This window comes from Curtobacterium sp. ISL-83 (genome assembly GCF_018613895.1).
GTDB lineage: Bacteria > Actinomycetota > Actinomycetes > Actinomycetales > Microbacteriaceae > Curtobacterium.
On record NZ_JAGGPH010000007.1, the window covers coordinates 295256 to 311365 of the forward strand.

Genomic DNA, 16110 nt, shown 5'->3' on the forward strand with positions numbered 1-16110 from the left:
GCACCGGGCGTGGAGCGCTCCATCGGCGTGTGATGGGAGACTGCACGACATGCCCATCCTCAACAAGGACATGCAGGTCTGCATGTCGCTCGCGGCCCGGCCGAGCAACATCGGCACCCGGTTCCACAACTTCCTGTACGACGAACTCGGCCTCAACTTCGTGTACAAGGCGTTCACCACGACGGACCTGCCGGGAGCCGTGACGGGCATCCGCGCGCTCGGCATCCGGGGCTGCTCGGTGTCGATGCCCTTCAAGGAAGCGATCATCCCGCTCGTCGACGTCGTCGAGGACTCCGCGGCCGCCATCCAGTCCGTCAACACGGTCGTGCACGACGACGGCGTCCTCACCGCGTCGAACACCGACTACGAAGCCGTCGCCGCACTGCTCGCCACCCACGGCGTCGACCCCTCCGCACGGGTCCTGCTGCGGGGCTCCGGCGGGATGGCCAAGGCCGTCACGGCGGCGTTCCGCGGCGCGGGCTTCGAGCAGCTGACGGTCGTCGCCCGCAACGAGCGCGCCGGCTCGGCCCTCGCGGACCAGTACGGCTACGCCTGGGTCGCCGACCACGACCGCGCCGGTGACGCCGAGGTCGTCGTGAACGTCACCCCGCTCGGCATGCGGGGCGACGAGCAGGACACCCTCGCGTTCCCCGACGACCGCATCGCGGCCGCGCACACGGTGTTCGACGTCGTCGCGTTCCCGTCGGAGACACCGCTCGTCCGTGCCGGACGCGCCGCCGGCAAGCGGGTCATCACGGGTGCCGAGGTGATCGCGCTGCAGGCAGCGCGGCAGTTCGAGCGCTACACGGGCGTCGCCCTCACCGACGACCAGGTGGAGCGCGCCAGCGCGTTCAGTCGCGCCGAGTGACGCCGGACGGGAGGCGCGGTGCGGGCCCGCACCGCGCCTCCCGTCCGCTGTTCGGTCGGTCTGGTCGTCAGACCGTCTGGGCACGCCCCGCGGCCAGCCAGCCGAGACGGCGGAGCGTCTCACGGTTGCGGATCCAGATGAGCGGCTGGACGATGAACCCGGGCACCAGCGACCCCGGTCCGGCGACCGGGTTCTCGACGATGGTCACCTTGCAGCCGAGCCGGTGCGGTTCGACCGCGAGTTCGACCCGGGCCTCGCCGATCGGCCAGCCCTTCGGCTGGATCGTCATCCGGCGCGGCGGGTCCCACTCGAGGACCGTCGTGGCGTCGTCGATCACGAGGGGCCACGACCCGAACGAGTGGTGGAGCTGGGAACCCACCGCGGGCCACGCGGCATCGACCCCGCGCATCCGTGACGCGCCCACCACCCAGGTCGTGTAGAGCCAGCCGTCGCTGAGCACGTCGAAGACGTCCTCCGGTCGGCAGTGCAGCATGCGCACGTTCTTCGCCATGGTCAGTCCTCCGGTCCGAGTTCGACGTCATCCGACAAGCCGAACGTGTGTCGTAGTGCGCTCTTCGCCGCGTGCCAGCCGGCCATGCCGTGCACGCCGGGGCCGGGCGCGGATGCCTCGGAGCACAGGTACATGCCGCCGCCCATCCGCCACGGGTCGCTCGACAGCACCGGGCGCTTCACGAGCTGCCAGAAGCTCGCGGCCCCGGCGGCGATGTCCCCGCCGACGTAGTTCGGGTTGTACGCGGCCATGTCCACGGCGGTGCGGCTCGAGGACTCGAGGATCGTGTCGCGGAAGCCCGGGGCGAACCGCTCGATCTGCCGGATGATCGCGTCCGTCTGGTCGACGTCGGACCCGGCGGGCACGTGCGCGTACGCCCAGAAGACGTGCTTGCCGCGCGGTGCCCGGCTCGGATCGACCACGGTCGGCTCCGAACCCAGGACGTAGGGGCGCTCGGCGTGACGACCGCGCGAGACCTCGCCCTCGGCCGCGGCGATCTCGGCCCGGGTCCCGCCGATGTGCACGGTCCCCGCACGGCGCAGGGCCTCGTGCGTCCAGGGCACCGGGTCGGACAGGGCGAAGTCGACCTTCGCCGCCGCGTTCCCGAAGCGGAACCGCCGGAGGGCCCCACGCCTGGGCGTCGGGATCTGCTTGCCGGCGATCCGCAGCATGCCCGGCACGCTCGTGTCGAACAGCACCGCCTTGGCAGGGGTGAGGTCGGACAGGTCGTGGACCTCGCGGCCGGTCTCGATCGTGCCGCCGTGCCGCTCGAGGTCGGCGGCGAGCGCGTCCACGATCGCCTGGCTGCCGCCGATCGGCACCGGCCAGCCGCGACCGTGCGCGTAGGCGCCGAGGGAGAGCGCCGCGGCGGCAGTGGACAGGGACGGCATGTGCTGGATCGAGTGCGCGGCGACGCCGGAGAGCATCGCGGGCGCGACGTCGCCCCGGAAGCGGAGGTTCCACGCGGCGGTGCCCTGTTCGAGCGCCCGGAGGCCGAACTTCGCGACGGTGACCGGGTGCCGCGGCACGTGCAGGAGCGCGTCGGTCGCGAAGTCGGCGACCTGGTCGGCGTTGCCGGACAGCGGGAGCATCAGGCGGCGGAACGCGGGGCCGTCGACCCCGAGCTCCTCGGCGGTCCGTGCGAGGTCCCGGTACGCGATGCCGGCACGACCGCCGTCGAGCGGGTGGCCGTACTGGACCTCGGGCAGCGGCAGCTCGATGCGGTCCTCGAGCCGGAAGCGTCGGAAGAACTCGGACTGCAGGGCCATCGGGTGCACCGCGGAGCAGACGTCGTGCAGGAAGCCCGGGAGCGTCAACGGGGACGTGCGGGCTCCGCCGCCGATCGTGTCGTTCCGCTCGATGACCTGGACCGAGAGTCCCGCACGAGCGAGGGTCACCGCGGCGGCGAGGCCGTTCGGCCCGGCGCCCACGACCACAGCATCAACCATGTCCGAGAGCCTAGGGATCCCCGGCTCCGAGTGGTCACGGTCTGGGTCAGGAGCGGGCGTCGTCCGCGTCCGCCGGATCCGTCCCGTCGTCGCCGGCGTCCGGGTCGGGTTCGTCCGCGTCCAGCGCGGTCGCCCCGTGCGGGTCGACCGGGTGCTCGGCCAGCAGCGTCGCGAAGTCCTCGTCGAGCAGCTGCTGCAGTCGGTCGTCGCGTCCGACCTCGTAGTCGTCGGCCGGACGCTGCGCCCACCCCAGGCGGCCGACGACCGTCGTCCCGATGTCGTCCCACGCGCGTGCACGGGCCGCGAGCACGATCCCGTCGACGAACTTCTGGTCGTCGCGGCGCCGGTCGAGCATGGTCGCGAGTTGCTCGTACGTGGCCTCGCGCGTGCGGAGCTTCAGGTCGTCGCCACGGCGGTAGTCGTGCTGGTGCCGGGAGCGGCCGGTCTGCTTGCTCGACTTCGACCGGATCTCGCGGACACGCTCGGCGTCACCCCGCTGTTCCTCGGCCATCCGGTGGAGCTCCTGCCGGGTGGCGTCCGCCATCACCGCGTGGTCGAAGTACCCCTGGTCGCGGAGGGCGTTCGTGATGATCCGGTTCGCCACGGCGATGGTCACGGCCGCCTTGGCGATGAGGAACCCCTCGTCCACCGCACGCTTCAGTTCGACCTGGCTGACGGGCCGGTCGCGCACGTCCTGCTTGCTGCGTCGTCCGAACAGGGCCATGCAGACGACGATACCGGCGCTCGGTGACCGTCCGTCCGGCGGCCGCCCGAGGGCACCGGCATCACTCGTACCGGAGGGCCTCGATCGGGTTCTGTCGCGCTGCCCGCCGCGCCGGCAGGGTGCCGGCCAGGAAGGCGATGAGCATCACGACGATGATGATCGTCGCGACCGAGCTCGGCGCGAACTGCAGGATCTGGAGCCCGGGCAGGTCCTTCAACACCGTTCCGGCGAGCACGTTCGAGATGCCCGTGCCGAGCAGGATCGCGACCCCGGCCCCGATCGCGCTGCCGAGGAACCCGATGAAGACCGCCTCGAGCGAGAACAGCGTGTAGACCTTGCCGCCACCCATGCCCATCGCCTTCATCAAGCCGATCTCGCGGGTGCGCTCCTGCACGCTCATGAGCAGGGTGTTGATGATCCCGAACCCGGCCGCGACCAGCGCGATCACCGCGAAGGCGTTCAGCACGCCGACGATGCCGTTGATCACGGTCTCGAACTGGCCGAGCTGGTCCTGGATCGTCTGCCCCGTGAAGCCAGCCTTCGACAGCGCGCTCTTGACGCTCGCGGTGGACGCACCGGAGTCGAGCTTCGCGGTGGCGCTCGCGTACGAGGTGGCGATGGACGCCGGCTTCCCCGTCTCCTGCGCCGCCTGCATCGCGTCGGTCAGCGTGGCGTTCGCCCCGGCACCGCCGCCGAACAGCGACTCGTTCTGCACCCCGACGACCGTGGCGGTCAGGGTGTGTTCCTTACCCTGGTAGTCGTCGACGGCGAAGGTGAGCTGCTTGCCCACGGCCGACGACGCGCTGCCGAGACCGAGGTTCTTCAGGTAGTTCGTCGGCAGGATCACCTGGTTGCCCGCCGAGGACCGGTCGTCGAGCTGCTTCCCCGACGCCAGGTCGGCCTTGAGCTCGCCCGCGTTGGCGGTGAGGTCGACGACGTACTTGCCGTGGTCGGCGTACTCCGCCCACTTCGTGGTGAGGGCGACGGCCGGCCGGAGGCTGCGGATGCCGTCGACGGCGGTGATCTTCGCGATGTCGGACGCCGACAGGTACGCGAAGGACGCCGGGCCGCGGTTCACGGTCTGGCTGGAGGCGTTCCGGTCGTACTTGGCCGGGCCACTGCCGGTGCCGGAGGACGCGGCCGTCTTCGTGATGGTCAGGGACCCGGTGTCGCCGATCGACGCCACCTGCGTGTTGATGTAGTTACCGACGCCGGTACCGATCGCCGAGGTCAGGGTGATCGTGAAGGCGCCGATGAAGATCGCGATCACGGTCAGGGTGGTGCGGAGCTTCGACCGGAAGGTGTTCGCGATCGCCGTCTTGAGCAGGTCGAGGAAGTTCATGCGGAGTGCCTTCCGTGCTGGTCGATCGATCCGTCGACTGGGGCGCTGCCGCCGACGATCAGGCCGTCACGGACGTTGACGCTCCGGTCGCACCGGGCGGCGAGTTCTTCGTCGTGCGTGACCACGACGAGCGTCATCCCGCGTTCCCGCTGCAGGCCGAAGAGCATGTCCTCGACCACCTCGCCGGTGTTCGTGTCGAGGTTGCCGGTCGGTTCGTCGGCGAAGATCACGTTCGGCTCCCCCACGAGCGCCCGGGCGATGACCACGCGCTGCTTCTGGCCGCCGGACAGGTCGTTGGCGTCGTTCTTCGCCTTGTCGGCGAGTCCGAGGGCGTCGAGCGCCGCCAGACCCCGACGCTTCCGCTCTGCCCCGGGGACGCCGGCGATCTTCAGCGGCAGCACGACGTTGTCGAGCACCGAGGTCTTCGGCGTCAGGAAGAACTGCTGGAACACGAACCCGAAGGTGCGGTTCCGTGCCTGGTTCACCTGGCGGGCACTGAGCGTCGCCGCGTCGGTGCCCTCGAGCAGGACCTCACCCGAGGACGGTTTGTCGAGCAGCGCGAGCAGGTGCATGAGCGTCGACTTGCCCGAGCCGGACTTGCCGACGATGGCGAGGCTCTCGCCCTGGTGCACGGCGAGGGACACGCCCTTGAGCGCGTCGAACCGCGTGGCACCACGGCCGTAGGTCCTCGTGAGGCCACGGGCCTCCAACACCGGGGTGCGCCCGGCTCCGGGAGTCGTCATCCCCTGAGCGTAGTGATCGTTGCACTCGTGCAAATCCGCGTTTGCTGCGAAGTCACCACGGTTTACAGTCATCCCATGCCCGACACCGTTCCCTCGACGCCGATGGGACTGCGCGACCGGAAGCGCCTCGAGACCCGCCGGCGCATCGCCGACGCCGCCCGTTCGCTCGCCCTCGAGCAGGACATCGACCACACCACGATCGAGCAGATCGCCGGTCGCGCCGAGGTCTCGCCGCGGACGTTCTTCAACTACTTCGAGAGCAAGGAGGACGCGGTCCTCGGGCACACCGAGCTCGACCTGACCCCGGAGGCACTCGACGCGCACCTGGCGGCGGTCGCGGGCGAGCCGGCCGCGCAGGCGGTGGTGGACCTGGCCTTCCTGGTGTTCGGCGACTCCTTCGGGGACGAACGCCAGCGTCACGAACGGAAGGAGGTCATCGTGCGCTTCCCGCAGCTCATGCGCCGGCAGGTCTCGCGGATGACCTCCGTGGCCGAGGCGATGACCGGTGCCGTCCGCACGATCCTGGAACGCGATCCCGTCTGGGGCCCCGAGGCCGCGACCCCGCAGGCCGCGGAGATGCTGCTCGGCATGTGCATGACCGCACTCCGGAGCACGGCCCGGCAGGACGGGACGGACGCGGAACAGGTGCGCACGCAGATCGTCGGCCTGATCCGCGACACCGCGTCCCGCATCGCGGCCGCCTGACCGGCGCCTCCGGAAACACGACGGGAGGCGCGTGGCGGACCCGCCACGTGCCTCCCGTCCGTTCCGGGCCATCCGGGCCGGTCAGCCCTTCGTGATGAAGCCCTCCCGCACCATCCAGTCGAACGCGACGTCGGCGGGCTCCCGGCCCTCGACGTCGACCTGCTTGTTCAGCTCCTGCAACACCGCGTCGGTGAGCTTCGGCGAGATCCGGTCGTAGATCCCGCGGAGCTGCGGGTACTCGCGCAGCGTCGTCGAGTCCAGCACCGGCGCGACGTTGTACGCCGGGAAGAAGCCCCGGTCGTCCTTGAGCACGGTCAGCCCCAGCGACTTGATGCGCCCGTCGGTCGTGAAGACCTCGCCGAAGTTGCACTTGCCACGGTCGGTCGCCGTGTAGACGGTGCCCGTGTCGAGGATGCTGACGTTCCCGGACGGTACCCCGGCCTTCCCCGCGCCCCCGAGCTGCAGGCCGTACTTCTCGAGCATCGGCTTGAAGCCGTCGGCACGGGAGTTGAACTCCGACTCGACGCAGAACGTGCGTTCGCTGACCGGCAGCGCTGCGATCTGCGAGAGCGTCGTGATGTTCCCGAGCTTCGACACCGCCTCGTTCCGCACGGCGAACGCGTAGGTGTTGTTCATCGGCGCCGGCTGGAGCCAGGTGAGCCCGTTGCGTGCGTCCTCGTCGCGGACGGCGGTCCACTGCTTCGTCTTGTCCGGGATCCCCGCCTTGTGGCCCATGTAGGTCAGCCACGCGGTCCCGGTGTACTCGTACGTCAGGTCGGCCCCGTGGGTGGTCATCAGCTGCCGGGCGGGGACGCTGCCCGGCACGTTCGTCTCGTCGGTCACGTCGAACCCGGCGGCCTTCGCGGCGAGCACCGCGATCTTGCCGAGGACGAGCTGCTCGGTGAAGTTCTTCGACGTCACGGTGATGTGCGCACCGCTCGGCAGGCCCTTGATGCGGGCGATCGACCCCGGCCCCGCGGCCGGCGCGAACGAGGTGGCCGGTTGCAGCCCGCAACCGGTCAGCACCAGGGCGGTCGCGCCCGCCACGACGGCGGCGGCCACGGCCCGGCCACGACGGCGCGGACGGGAGGCGCGGCGTGCGTCCCGCGGTTCGGCGTGCGTCATCGGAGTCCCTTCGGTCGTGCGTACGTCTCGACCACGCGGCCGACCCAGTCGATGGACAGGGCCAGGAGCGCCACGAGGACCGCGCCGGCGACGAGCACCCGCGGCAGGAACAGGTTCACGCCGGTGGTGATCAGGAGGCCGAGGCCGCCCGCACCGATGAAGGTGGCGAGCGTGGCCGTGCCGACGAGCAGCACGAGCGCCGTGCGGATGCCCGCGAGCATGATCGGGACCGCGAGCGGGAGCTCGACGCGCAGCAGCACGCTGAACGCGCTCATGCCCATCCCGCGGCCGGCCTCGACGGTGCGGGCGTCGACGCTCTGGATGCCGATCATGGTGTTCCGGAGGACCGGGAGGATCGCGTAGAGCACGAGCGCCACCACGGCCGACCAGCTATTCAGACCGATCCAGGCCCCGAGCAGGACGATGAGCCCCACCGCCGGTGCAGCCTGCCCGAAGTTCGCCACCGCCAGCACGTACCCGCTGATCCGGCGCAGCGGGCCGCGGGTCAGCAGGATGCCGAGCGGGATGCCGATCACCAGGACGAGGACGGTGGCCTGGAGCGTCAGGACCAGGTGCTGCCCGGTCAGGGCGACGATGTCGGCCGGGTTCAGGGTGGTGCGCTCGGTCGGGGTGAGGTCCGCGGTCGCCAGCCACGCCACGAAGACGAGGAACACCACGACGATCGCGATCGGCTGGACGAGCAGCCCCTTCCACGAGGTGCGCTGCCCGGTGGCGGGCCCGGCGATGACCTGGCTCATCGGTCCCCCTGCGACCCGACCGGGTCGGCGACCGGGGCGGGCGACGACGGCAGCGTCTCGATGGGGTTCGTGTTCGTCCCGACCGGCGCGTACGCCTGGTCCTGGCTGGCCGCGGCGCGGGAGCGGGTGATCGCCTCCATCACCGTCTCGACCGTGATCACGCCACGGAAGGCCTCGCGCCGTCCGGTGACGAGGGCCGCTCCGGCGCTCGAGACGAGCATGGTGTCGAGGGCGTCGTTGAGCGTCGCCGCGTCGCCCACGACGGGCAGACCGGGCTCGGTGCCGTCCGGGATGCGCGTGAGCCGCTCGAGCTGCCGACGGCTCGGCCAGCCGATCGGGCGCTGCCGGTGGTCGACCACGACGGCGTGCTGGTGTCCGCCGGCCTCCTGCATGCGCTGCAGCACGGCCTTCACCTCCTCGCCGGGCGAGCAGGTGACGGCCGCTTCGACCTCGACGTCGCGGACGCGGGTCAGCGTGAGCTGCTTCAGGCCCGCGCCGGAACCGATGAAGTTCTCGACGAACTCGTTCGCCGGCTCGGCGAGGATCCGCTCCGGGGTGTCGTACTGCACGATGTGCGCACCCTCGGTGAAGATGACGATCCAGTCGCCGAGCTTCACGGCCTCGTCGAAGTCGTGCGTCACGATGACGATGGTCTTGTGCAGCTCCGCCTGGATGCGGATGAGCTCGTCCTGCAGTCGCTGCCGGGTGATCGGGTCGACCGCACCGAACGGCTCGTCCATCAGCAGCACGGGCGGATCGGCCGCGAGCGCTCGGGCGACACCGACGCGCTGCTGCTGGCCGCCGGAGAGTTCGCGGGGGTAGCGGTCGCGGTAGGTGTCGGGGTCGAGCGAGACCAGGTCGAGGAGCTCGTCGACGCGCGCGGCGACCTTCTCCTTGGACCAGCCGAGCATCTTCGGCACGATCGCGATGTTCGCCGCGACGGTCATGTGCGGGAAGAGCCCGCCGGCCTGGATGACGTAGCCCATGCGACGGCGGAGTTCGTCGCCGTCGATGTTCGTGACGTCGTCGTCACCGACCACGATCCGGCCCTCGGTCGGCTCGATCAGGCGGTTGATCATCTTCAGCGTCGTGGTCTTGCCGCAGCCGGAGGGCCCGACGAGCATGACGACCTTGCCGGCCGGGATCTCGAGCGTGATGCCGTCGACCGCGGGCGTCGTCTGCCCCGGGTACCGCTTGGTGACCTGGTCGAGCAGGATGCTGCGGCCGGTGACGTCGCCGTCGGGGGCGGTGGTGGTGGCGGAGTCAGTGCTGGACACGGATACCTCTCGAGATGGTCAGGCGGCCGAGGCCGAGGAGGAGCAGGTCGAGGACGAGGGCGAGCAGGATGACGCCGACCACCCCGACGACCACGGAGGACATGGCGTTGGCGCCGCCCAGGCGGGACAGGCCGGAGAAGATGAAGCCGCCGAGGCCCGGGCCGAGGGCGTACGCGGCGACGGCGGCGACGCCCATCACCATCTGCGCGGACACCCGCACGCCGCTGAGGATGACCGGCCAGGCCATCGGCAGTTCGACCTGCACGAGGGTGCGGAACCGGCTCATGCCGATGCCGCGGGCCGACTCGACGACGGCGGGCGGGATCTCGGCGAGCCCGACGACGGCGTTCCGGAGGATGGGCAGCGTGGCGAAGAACACGATCGTCACGACGGACGGCACGACGCCGAACCCGAGCGGCACGATGAGCAAGCCGATCAGGGCGAACGACGGGATGGTGAGCCCGATGGCGGACACCCCGTTCGCGATCGAGCTGAGCCGGTCGCTGCGGTAGACGAGCACGGCGAGCACCACGGCGAGCGCGGTCGCCAGGACCACGCACTGGACCACCAGGGAGAAGTGCTGCCACGACGAGAACCAGATCTGGTCCCATCGCTCCACGACGTACTGGAACACGGGTGGGCGCTCCTTCCGGGTCGGCCGAAGTGCCCACGGATCGGGGCACGAACGGCTTCGAACCTACTCAGGACACGCCGGGTGCCAGGACACCTGGACGCCGAGGACCCCCGCCACCGCACTGATCGCGCTCCACAGAACCCCTGATCAGCGGGCGTTCGCGCCGTGCAGCCTGGGAGATCGGTAACAATGACCGATCGTCACCGACTATCAGGGGAGTCCGCGCAGACCGGATCGCTCGGCGATGTCGACCAGGTGCTCGCGCCACTCGACCCACTCGTCGGGGGTCTTGTCGGCGAGGTTGCCGTCCCCGTCGCCGGCGAGTCCGTCGAGCATCTCGCGGACGATGTCGGCGTGCCCCGCGTGCCGTCCGACCTCGTACGCCATGTGGACCAGGACACGGTGGAGCGTGACCTCGCGGTGCCCTTCCGGCCACCACGGCACCACCCCGCGGGCGTCGAGGTCGAGCGCCTCGATCGTCGCGTCGGCGTGGGCGGCGCTCCGGTGGTGGAACGCGATGACGTCGGCCATGGTCTCGTCGGGCGAGGCGTACATGTCCTCGCCGCTGGCGGAGTCGACCCAGGCCGGGGCGTCCGGCAGCGGGCGACCGAAGACCTCGCCGAAGTACCCGGCCTGGACCCCCGCGACGTGCTTCACGAGCCCGAGGACGTTCGTGCCGGTCGGCGTGACCGGCCAGCGGGCCTGCCGTTCGGCGAGCCCGTCGAGCTTCGCCAGGAGCGCCGCGCGGTGCTTCTGCAGGTACCGGTGGAGCGTCTCCTTGACCTGCGCGGCGTCCGTGGACGGCCCGGTCCCCTCGGACGACAGCAGCGACCCGCCGCGCGAGGCGATCGTAGCGGTGGGGGCGGCTGGGCGGACTTCGGGGACCGGCTCGTCGGAACTCATGCCCCCGATCGTGCCACCGCATCGGCCCGGACGCGCTCCGACTCCTGCACGGAGACCCGTTCGGCCGTGAGCAGCAGACTGGCGACCTCGCGTCCGCTGCGGTCCGGCGCGTCGTTCCAGCTGGTCAGGTCGCGGACACGGCCCATCCGGATGTCCGGCGCCGGACACCAGAGGACCGGCTGTCCCTCGTCGGAGGCCAGCGCGTGCCACACCAGGTCGAGGGCGCGCTGGACCCGTTGCGAGTGCACCGCGTGCGGCCCACCGGCGGCGTAGACGACGGCACCGACCAGGCACGCGCCGACGAGCGGGCGCCCCTGCACGTCGAGGGTGGCCGCACTCGACGCCTTGCGCACCCGACCGCGGTCGTCGACGTAGGCGAACCAGGCGTGCTGGATCCAGCCGCCCTCGATGACGACCCGCGCCTCGGAGAGCAGGTGTCCGAGGTCGTCGAGTTCGTGCAGGCGAGCGACGGTGCGACGGGCCTGGGCAGCGGCTCGACGGGCTGCGAGCCTGTCGAGGAGCCCTCGGAGACCGGTGCGGGCGGGTGGGACGGGGGACTGCGTGGCGTCGATGGCGACGTCGTGCTGGACGCGGAACTCGAGGGTCATGACGGCCCCTCCGATCTTCACGTGCACGGATTGGTGCGGTCACACTAACCCCGTTCGGGTCGCCGCAACAGTCCCCGCTGGTGACGGTTCAGTCGTCGAGGACCGCGTCGATCGTCCGCCGCCCGACGGCCCGGAACCACGGCTCGTCACTGCCGTGCAGGGCGGAGCCGATCGAGACGGCCCACCCGCGCGCGCGACCCCAGGTGGCGTCGTCGGGGGCGACGCGCGCGCGGAAGGTGCCCCGCGCCTCCCGGTCGAGCGTCAGCCAGGCCGTCGCGAGGTCCACGGCGGGGTCCCCCGCGGTCACGTCCCCGAAGTCGACGACCGCCGTCAACGACGGATCGGTCTGCTGCGGCTCGACGAGCAGGTTGAACGGGTGCAGGTCGCCGTGCACCCAGACGGGAGGCCCGGCGTACGCGGGCAGGTCGGCTGCGGCCCGCCAGAGCGCTGCCAGCTCCACAGCCCGGTGCACGTCCGCCGTCGCGAGTCGCGCGAGCACGGCCTCGCTCCGGCTGCGCAACGGGACGGCGCGCACCGAGTTCAGCGGCGCCTCGGCCGGGGCGGGCACGTGCAGGAGTCCGAGGAAGTCGGCGAGTGTCTGCGCCACGCGGTCGCCGCACGCCCGTGTGCCGCCGCCCCGTGCACCCGCCGGCACACCGGGCAGCCAGGGGACGACGCTCCAGCTCCACGGGTACCCGAGGGCGGCGCGGCCGGTCCGGACCGGTGCCGGTACCGGGACGACCGGGGCGACCCGTCCGGCGATCTCCGGCAGCCACCGTTGCTCGTGCTCGATGAGCCGGGCGGCCGCGGCCCGGCGAGGGAGTCGCACCGCGAGCCGGTCCCCCAGCCGGACGACGACGTTGTCCCACCCGTTCGCGACGACGTCGAGCGGCAGGTCGGCCAGGTCCGGGTGCTGGTCGTGGAGCAACGCCCCGACGAGCGGCACGTCGACGGCGAACTCGGCGGCAGGGGTCGGCACGGCGTCAGGGTACCCGGGGTCGCGGCACCCGTGAACGGGGGCAGAGCGGCAAAACCGACCGATTGGTATGCTTCAGTCGTCGGTGACGTGGGTGTCCCTGGGGGGACCCGCGTCACTCACGGGGCCCCCATGTCGCTCGCCCTGCCCGTGTCGCGCTGAGCGCCCGCGTCGCGCTCCCTGCCCGTGTCGCTCTCTCGGGGGACCTGGGGCAGCCGGGCGGCACCCGGCCCGATGATCGCCACGAGCCGGGGGATCTCGGGGCGCATCCGTGCCGTGACGATCGCCGCGAGCAGGACCGTCCAGAGTTCCCGCAGTCGCTCGTACAGGTCGGACCGGTTCGCGAGCACGTCGGACATGGTCTGCACGCCGGTGTACGCCGGGATCACGACGCGTGCGATGAGCGCCGGGTCCCACGAGGGATCGACCTCGCCGGCCTCGATCGCGCGCTGCATCGTCGCGGTCGCGATCACGATCCAGTCCTCGTAGGGGTTCTGCCGGTCGACGTCGACCGACGCCGAATCGGTCGACAGCCGGATGCCGGCGCTCACCACGACCTCGTGGATCATCTGCGTCGCGAGCCCCTGCGCCATCCACATCATCGACTCGAGCGGCGTGGTGCCCCGCGCGGTCGCGTCCTCCGCGTACCCGCGCGCCACCTCGTGCTGTCGGGCGATGACCGCACCGGCGAGTTCGGCCTTGGACGCGAAGTGGAAGTAGACCGCACCCTTCGTCAGCCCCGCCCGCTCGGCGACCGCGTCGACGGAGGCACCGAGGTACCCGCGCTCGTCGAACTCGGCGGCGGCGGCCTCGATGATCGCGGCCCGCGTCACCACCGCGCGCTGCTGCCGTGTGTTCCCGTCCTGCACCACCACCGGTCCTCCCGCAGTCGATCGTCCCACGGGAACCGTCAGGACGCGTGCCATACGGTTCCGGCATGGACGGATGGCGGAACCCGGCGCGCTGGGCACGGACCGGGCGGTGGCTGCTGCTGCCCATCGCCGTGCTCGACTGGGTCGCGCTGACCCCGCAGACGATCGTCGTCGTGGCCTTCCTGCTCGCCGTCGTGGGGCTCGCCGGCATGGCCGCGGCGCTCGTCGTCCACATGCTCGGGCGCTCCCGCGGGGCCATGGGCGGTCTCGGCGTCGTGCTCCTGCTCGCCGGCCTCGCGGTGTTCGGCCTCGACCCGTTCCCGGGGTCGTTCCCGCTGATCGACAGCTGGTGGCCCGACACGATCACGCAGCCGCAGCACGTGGGGAGCGCCTACTGGCAGCTCGCCGGGCTCGGGATCGAACTCGCCGGGTTCGCGCTGCTCGCGACGCTCCTGGTCGTGGCCGCGACGGGACGGCCCGCACCGCGCCGGTGACGCCCGACCCTCGGCACGTCAGCAGTCAGCGCTCAGGGGCCACGGGCCAGGGGTCAGCGACGGCCGAGCACCACGAGCGTGACGTCACGGTCCACACCACGGGCCGGAAGCCGCTCGCGGACCCGTTCCACCAGGGCCGCCGCGTCCGGGACCTCGCGTGCGAGGTCGACGAGCGCGTCCAGGTCGTCGATCCCGTCGAGTGCGAAGACGCCCGGCGTGCACAGCAGGATGCGGTCGCCGGGCTCGAGGTCGAGCGCACCGGCAGAGCGGGGCACGGACGTCGGCTGGAGCCCGATCGGCAGGTCCGGCGAGCGCAGCACGCGGGCATCGCCGTCCGCGCCGAGGTGCACCGCCAGACCGTGGCCGGCGTCGCCGTAGGCGACGTGGCCGGAGTCGGGGGCGAGTCGCAGGTGGAAGAGCGAGCCGATGGCGTCCGCAGCGGACAGGTCGGCGGTGATCTGCGCCTCCAGTCCCGGCATGGCGTCCTCCATCGGGACGTCCGTCCTGGCGACGACGGCGCCCCGGACGGCCGATGCGAGCAGGCCGGACGCGCTGCCTCCGGCGGCGATGGCGCCGACGGTCACGTGCAGAGCGCCGTCCTCGGCGAGCCGCCAGTCGAGGACGTCGCCGCCCCCGCCGGGACGGGCGACGCGGAGCGCCTCGAGGTCGTGGCCCGCGACGTCCACCCGCTCGGGGACGAGTCCGTCGAGGACGCGCTGGACCTGCCCGCGGTCGATCTCCTGGCTGAGTTCCCGTTCGGCCCAGCGCGCCAGGTCACCGAGGAGCGCCAGGTCGGTCGCGGTGAGCTCCCGGGGGGCCGCGTCCATGATGCAGAGCGTCCCGACCCGGGTGCCGTCGAGCGTCGACAGCGGCGCCCCGGCGTAGAACCGGAGCCCGCGTTCCGTGACGGCCTTCAGGTCGCTGAACCGCGGGTCGAGCGACGCGTCCGGCACGATCAGGGGTTCGTCGCTCAGGACCGTGGCGGCGCAGAAGGTCTGTTCTGCGGGTCCGGTCAGCCCGTGCGGGGCTCCCTGGGCCGACTGCGCGGTCACCAGGTCGTGGTGCACGAGGTTCAGGAACGTCAGCGGGACGCCGAACGCCTCCTGGGTCATCCGCGTGATGCGGTCGAACCGCTCCTCGGGGCCGCTGCCGAGGACGCCGAGCGCCTCGACCAGGGCAGTGCGGTGCGTGGCGGCGTCAGGCGGGGTCATGCCCCCTGTGTACTCGACCGCCCATCCAGGAACCAGTCACGCGGGTGCTCGTCGGCCGTCAACTCGCGTCGTGCGGACACCGGGCGCGCCCACTCGGCCGCGTTCGCGAGCACGCGCTGGATGTCCGGGTGGTGGTACACCGGGTACTCCTGGTCGCCGGGCGAGAAGTAGAACATCCGGCCGAGGCCCCGGCGGTACGCGACGCCGGAGCGGAAGACCTCGCCGCCGGAGAAGGTCGACAGGAAGACCTCCTCGTCCGGGCGCGGGATGTCGAAGTACTCCCCGTACATCTCCTGCCGCTCGATGACGATCGGGTGCGGGACGCCCGCGGCGATCGGGTGTTCGGGGGCGATCGTCCAGACGAGCTCCCGCTCGCCGTCGTTCCGCCACTTGAGCGAGCAGGTCGTACCCATCAGGCGCTTGAACGGCTTCGAGTAGTGGCCCGAGTGCAGCACCACCAGACCCATCCCGGCGTGCACGGCCTGGACCACGCGGTCGACGACCTCGTCCGAGACCTCGTCGTGGGCGGCGTGGCCCCACCAGAACAGCACGTCGGCGGCTGTCAGTCGCTCGGCCGTCAGTCCGTGCTCGGGCTCCTGCAGCGTCGCCGTCGAGACGTCGGCGTGCGGGAGGTGGTCGCGGAGCGCCCCGGCCACGACGGTGTGGATGCCGTGCGGGTAGTGCTCGACGACCGTCGCGTCGCCGCGGGTCTCGTGCACGTTCTCGTTCCACACGACGATGTTCAGGGGACGGGGCTCGGTCGACGTCGACATGCTCCCGACGCTACCCGAGCGCGGGTCGAATCGATACGACGAGCGGTGTGTCGGGCGTCGTTCCGCCATCCTGCGCTCGGCGGCCGGCCGCCGAGCGGGCGGAACGCGCCGCGCGCTGTCCGCCGAACGGGCACAACG

At 71.7% G+C, this 16110-nt stretch carries 18 protein-coding genes; 3 read left to right on the plus strand and 15 right to left on the minus strand.

Translation table 11 applies throughout. From position 1 onward, the window contains the following. Positions 1-49: 49 nt before the first annotated feature. Entirely contained in the window at positions 50-868 is an 819-nt protein-coding gene (locus J7E22_RS05880; RefSeq protein ID WP_214979806.1) for a shikimate 5-dehydrogenase, read from the plus strand. 67 nt (positions 869-935) lie between these two features. On the opposite strand, the gene J7E22_RS05885 is transcribed toward J7E22_RS05880, so the two are convergent. The 5 genes from J7E22_RS05885 to J7E22_RS05905 form a co-directional block, all read right to left on the minus strand. Continuing rightward, positions 936-1379: an SRPBCC family protein gene (locus J7E22_RS05885; RefSeq protein ID WP_214979807.1), complete on the minus strand. Its 444-nt coding sequence runs from the start codon at positions 1377-1379 to the stop codon at positions 936-938. 2 nt (positions 1380-1381) lie between these two features. After that, positions 1382-2827, minus strand: coding sequence for an NAD(P)/FAD-dependent oxidoreductase (locus tag J7E22_RS05890; RefSeq protein WP_214979810.1), 1446 nt, complete (start codon positions 2825-2827; stop codon positions 1382-1384). Positions 2828-2873: 46 nt separating this feature from the next. Further along, the gene (locus J7E22_RS05895) at positions 2874-3551 is read right to left on the minus strand and encodes a hypothetical protein (protein WP_214979811.1); all 678 of its coding nucleotides are present in this window, start codon (positions 3549-3551) and stop codon (positions 2874-2876) included. 61 nt (positions 3552-3612) lie between these two features. Then, entirely contained in the window at positions 3613-4893 is a 1281-nt protein-coding gene (locus J7E22_RS05900; protein ID WP_214979813.1) for an ABC transporter permease, read from the minus strand. Next, the gene (locus tag J7E22_RS05905; protein WP_214979815.1) at positions 4890-5636 is read right to left on the minus strand and encodes an ABC transporter ATP-binding protein; all 747 of its coding nucleotides are present in this window, start codon (positions 5634-5636) and stop codon (positions 4890-4892) included. The genes J7E22_RS05900 and J7E22_RS05905 overlap by 4 nt, the downstream gene beginning before the upstream one ends. A gap of 75 nt (positions 5637-5711) precedes the next feature. On the opposite strand from J7E22_RS05905, the gene J7E22_RS05910 reads away from it, so the two are divergent. Continuing rightward, a complete protein-coding gene (locus tag J7E22_RS05910; protein ID WP_214979817.1) occupies positions 5712-6341 on the plus strand; it encodes a TetR/AcrR family transcriptional regulator in 630 nt (209 codons plus the stop codon). Between the two features lie 81 nt (positions 6342-6422). Here the strand turns inward: J7E22_RS05910 and J7E22_RS05915 are convergent, their stop codons facing one another. The 8 genes from J7E22_RS05915 to J7E22_RS05950 all read right to left on the minus strand — a co-directional run bounded on the left by J7E22_RS05915 (position 6423) and on the right by J7E22_RS05950 (position 13491). Further along, entirely contained in the window at positions 6423-7466 is a 1044-nt protein-coding gene (locus tag J7E22_RS05915) for a glycine betaine ABC transporter substrate-binding protein (RefSeq protein ID WP_214979819.1), read from the minus strand. Then, positions 7463-8224: an ABC transporter permease gene (locus J7E22_RS05920; protein WP_214979821.1), complete on the minus strand. Its 762-nt coding sequence runs from the start codon at positions 8222-8224 to the stop codon at positions 7463-7465. Before J7E22_RS05920 ends, J7E22_RS05915 begins: the two co-directional genes overlap by 4 nt. Further along, positions 8221-9501 (minus strand): ABC transporter ATP-binding protein, encoded by a 1281-nt coding sequence (locus tag J7E22_RS05925; protein WP_214979822.1) that lies wholly within the window; start codon positions 9499-9501, stop codon positions 8221-8223. Before J7E22_RS05925 ends, J7E22_RS05920 begins: the two co-directional genes overlap by 4 nt. Beyond that, positions 9488-10135, minus strand: a complete 648-nt coding sequence (locus J7E22_RS05930) for an ABC transporter permease (protein WP_214979824.1) — start codon at positions 10133-10135, stop codon at positions 9488-9490. Before J7E22_RS05930 ends, J7E22_RS05925 begins: the two co-directional genes overlap by 14 nt. Before the next feature lie 210 nt (positions 10136-10345). After that, positions 10346-11038, minus strand: a complete 693-nt coding sequence (locus J7E22_RS05935) for a DinB family protein (RefSeq protein WP_214979826.1) — start codon at positions 11036-11038, stop codon at positions 10346-10348. Continuing rightward, positions 11035-11646, minus strand: a complete 612-nt coding sequence (locus J7E22_RS05940; protein WP_214979828.1) for a hypothetical protein — start codon at positions 11644-11646, stop codon at positions 11035-11037. Before J7E22_RS05940 ends, J7E22_RS05935 begins: the two co-directional genes overlap by 4 nt. An 88-nt stretch (positions 11647-11734) precedes the next feature. Then, the gene (locus J7E22_RS05945; RefSeq protein ID WP_214979830.1) at positions 11735-12625 is read right to left on the minus strand and encodes an aminoglycoside phosphotransferase family protein; all 891 of its coding nucleotides are present in this window, start codon (positions 12623-12625) and stop codon (positions 11735-11737) included. A gap of 116 nt (positions 12626-12741) precedes the next feature. Beyond that, a complete protein-coding gene (locus J7E22_RS05950) occupies positions 12742-13491 on the minus strand; it encodes a ScbR family autoregulator-binding transcription factor (protein ID WP_214979832.1) in 750 nt (249 codons plus the stop codon). Between the two features lie 68 nt (positions 13492-13559). On the opposite strand from J7E22_RS05950, the gene J7E22_RS05955 reads away from it, so the two are divergent. Then, complete coding sequence (locus tag J7E22_RS05955) at positions 13560-13988, plus strand: hypothetical protein (protein WP_214979834.1); 429 nt, start codon at positions 13560-13562, stop codon at positions 13986-13988. A 53-nt stretch (positions 13989-14041) separates the two neighbouring features. Here the strand turns inward: J7E22_RS05955 and J7E22_RS05960 are convergent, their stop codons facing one another. Next, positions 14042-15199 carry a PP2C family protein-serine/threonine phosphatase gene (locus J7E22_RS05960; protein WP_214979836.1) on the minus strand — a complete coding sequence of 386 codons (1158 nt, stop codon included), beginning with the start codon at positions 15197-15199 and terminating at the stop codon, positions 14042-14044. Next, positions 15196-15972, minus strand: coding sequence for a ThuA domain-containing protein (locus J7E22_RS05965; protein ID WP_214979838.1), 777 nt, complete (start codon positions 15970-15972; stop codon positions 15196-15198). Before J7E22_RS05965 ends, J7E22_RS05960 begins: the two co-directional genes overlap by 4 nt. Positions 15973-16110: the final 138 nt, after the last annotated feature.

Excerpts from the sequence above, each read along its gene's own strand:
- J7E22_RS05880 (WP_214979806.1), top strand. The coding sequence starts at position 50 with ATGCCCATCCTCAACAAGGACATGCAGGTCTGCATGTCGCTCGCGGCC.
- J7E22_RS05885 (WP_214979807.1), bottom strand. The coding sequence starts at position 1,379 with ATGGCGAAGAACGTGCGCATGCTGCACTGCCGACCGGAGGACGTCTTC.
- J7E22_RS05890 (WP_214979810.1), bottom strand. The coding sequence starts at position 2,827 with ATGGTTGATGCTGTGGTCGTGGGCGCCGGGCCGAACGGCCTCGCCGCC.
- J7E22_RS05895 (WP_214979811.1), bottom strand. The coding sequence starts at position 3,551 with ATGGCCCTGTTCGGACGACGCAGCAAGCAGGACGTGCGCGACCGGCCC.
- J7E22_RS05900 (WP_214979813.1), bottom strand. The coding sequence starts at position 4,893 with ATGAACTTCCTCGACCTGCTCAAGACGGCGATCGCGAACACCTTCCGG.
- J7E22_RS05905 (WP_214979815.1), bottom strand. The coding sequence starts at position 5,636 with ATGACGACTCCCGGAGCCGGGCGCACCCCGGTGTTGGAGGCCCGTGGC.
- J7E22_RS05910 (WP_214979817.1), top strand. The coding sequence starts at position 5,712 with ATGCCCGACACCGTTCCCTCGACGCCGATGGGACTGCGCGACCGGAAG.
- J7E22_RS05915 (WP_214979819.1), bottom strand. The coding sequence starts at position 7,466 with ATGACGCACGCCGAACCGCGGGACGCACGCCGCGCCTCCCGTCCGCGC.
- J7E22_RS05920 (WP_214979821.1), bottom strand. The coding sequence starts at position 8,224 with ATGAGCCAGGTCATCGCCGGGCCCGCCACCGGGCAGCGCACCTCGTGG.
- J7E22_RS05935 (WP_214979826.1), bottom strand. The coding sequence starts at position 11,038 with ATGAGTTCCGACGAGCCGGTCCCCGAAGTCCGCCCAGCCGCCCCCACC.
- J7E22_RS05940 (WP_214979828.1), bottom strand. The coding sequence starts at position 11,646 with ATGACCCTCGAGTTCCGCGTCCAGCACGACGTCGCCATCGACGCCACG.
- J7E22_RS05955 (WP_214979834.1), top strand. The coding sequence starts at position 13,560 with ATGGACGGATGGCGGAACCCGGCGCGCTGGGCACGGACCGGGCGGTGG.
- J7E22_RS05960 (WP_214979836.1), bottom strand. The coding sequence starts at position 15,199 with ATGACCCCGCCTGACGCCGCCACGCACCGCACTGCCCTGGTCGAGGCG.
- J7E22_RS05965 (WP_214979838.1), bottom strand. The coding sequence starts at position 15,972 with ATGTCGACGTCGACCGAGCCCCGTCCCCTGAACATCGTCGTGTGGAAC.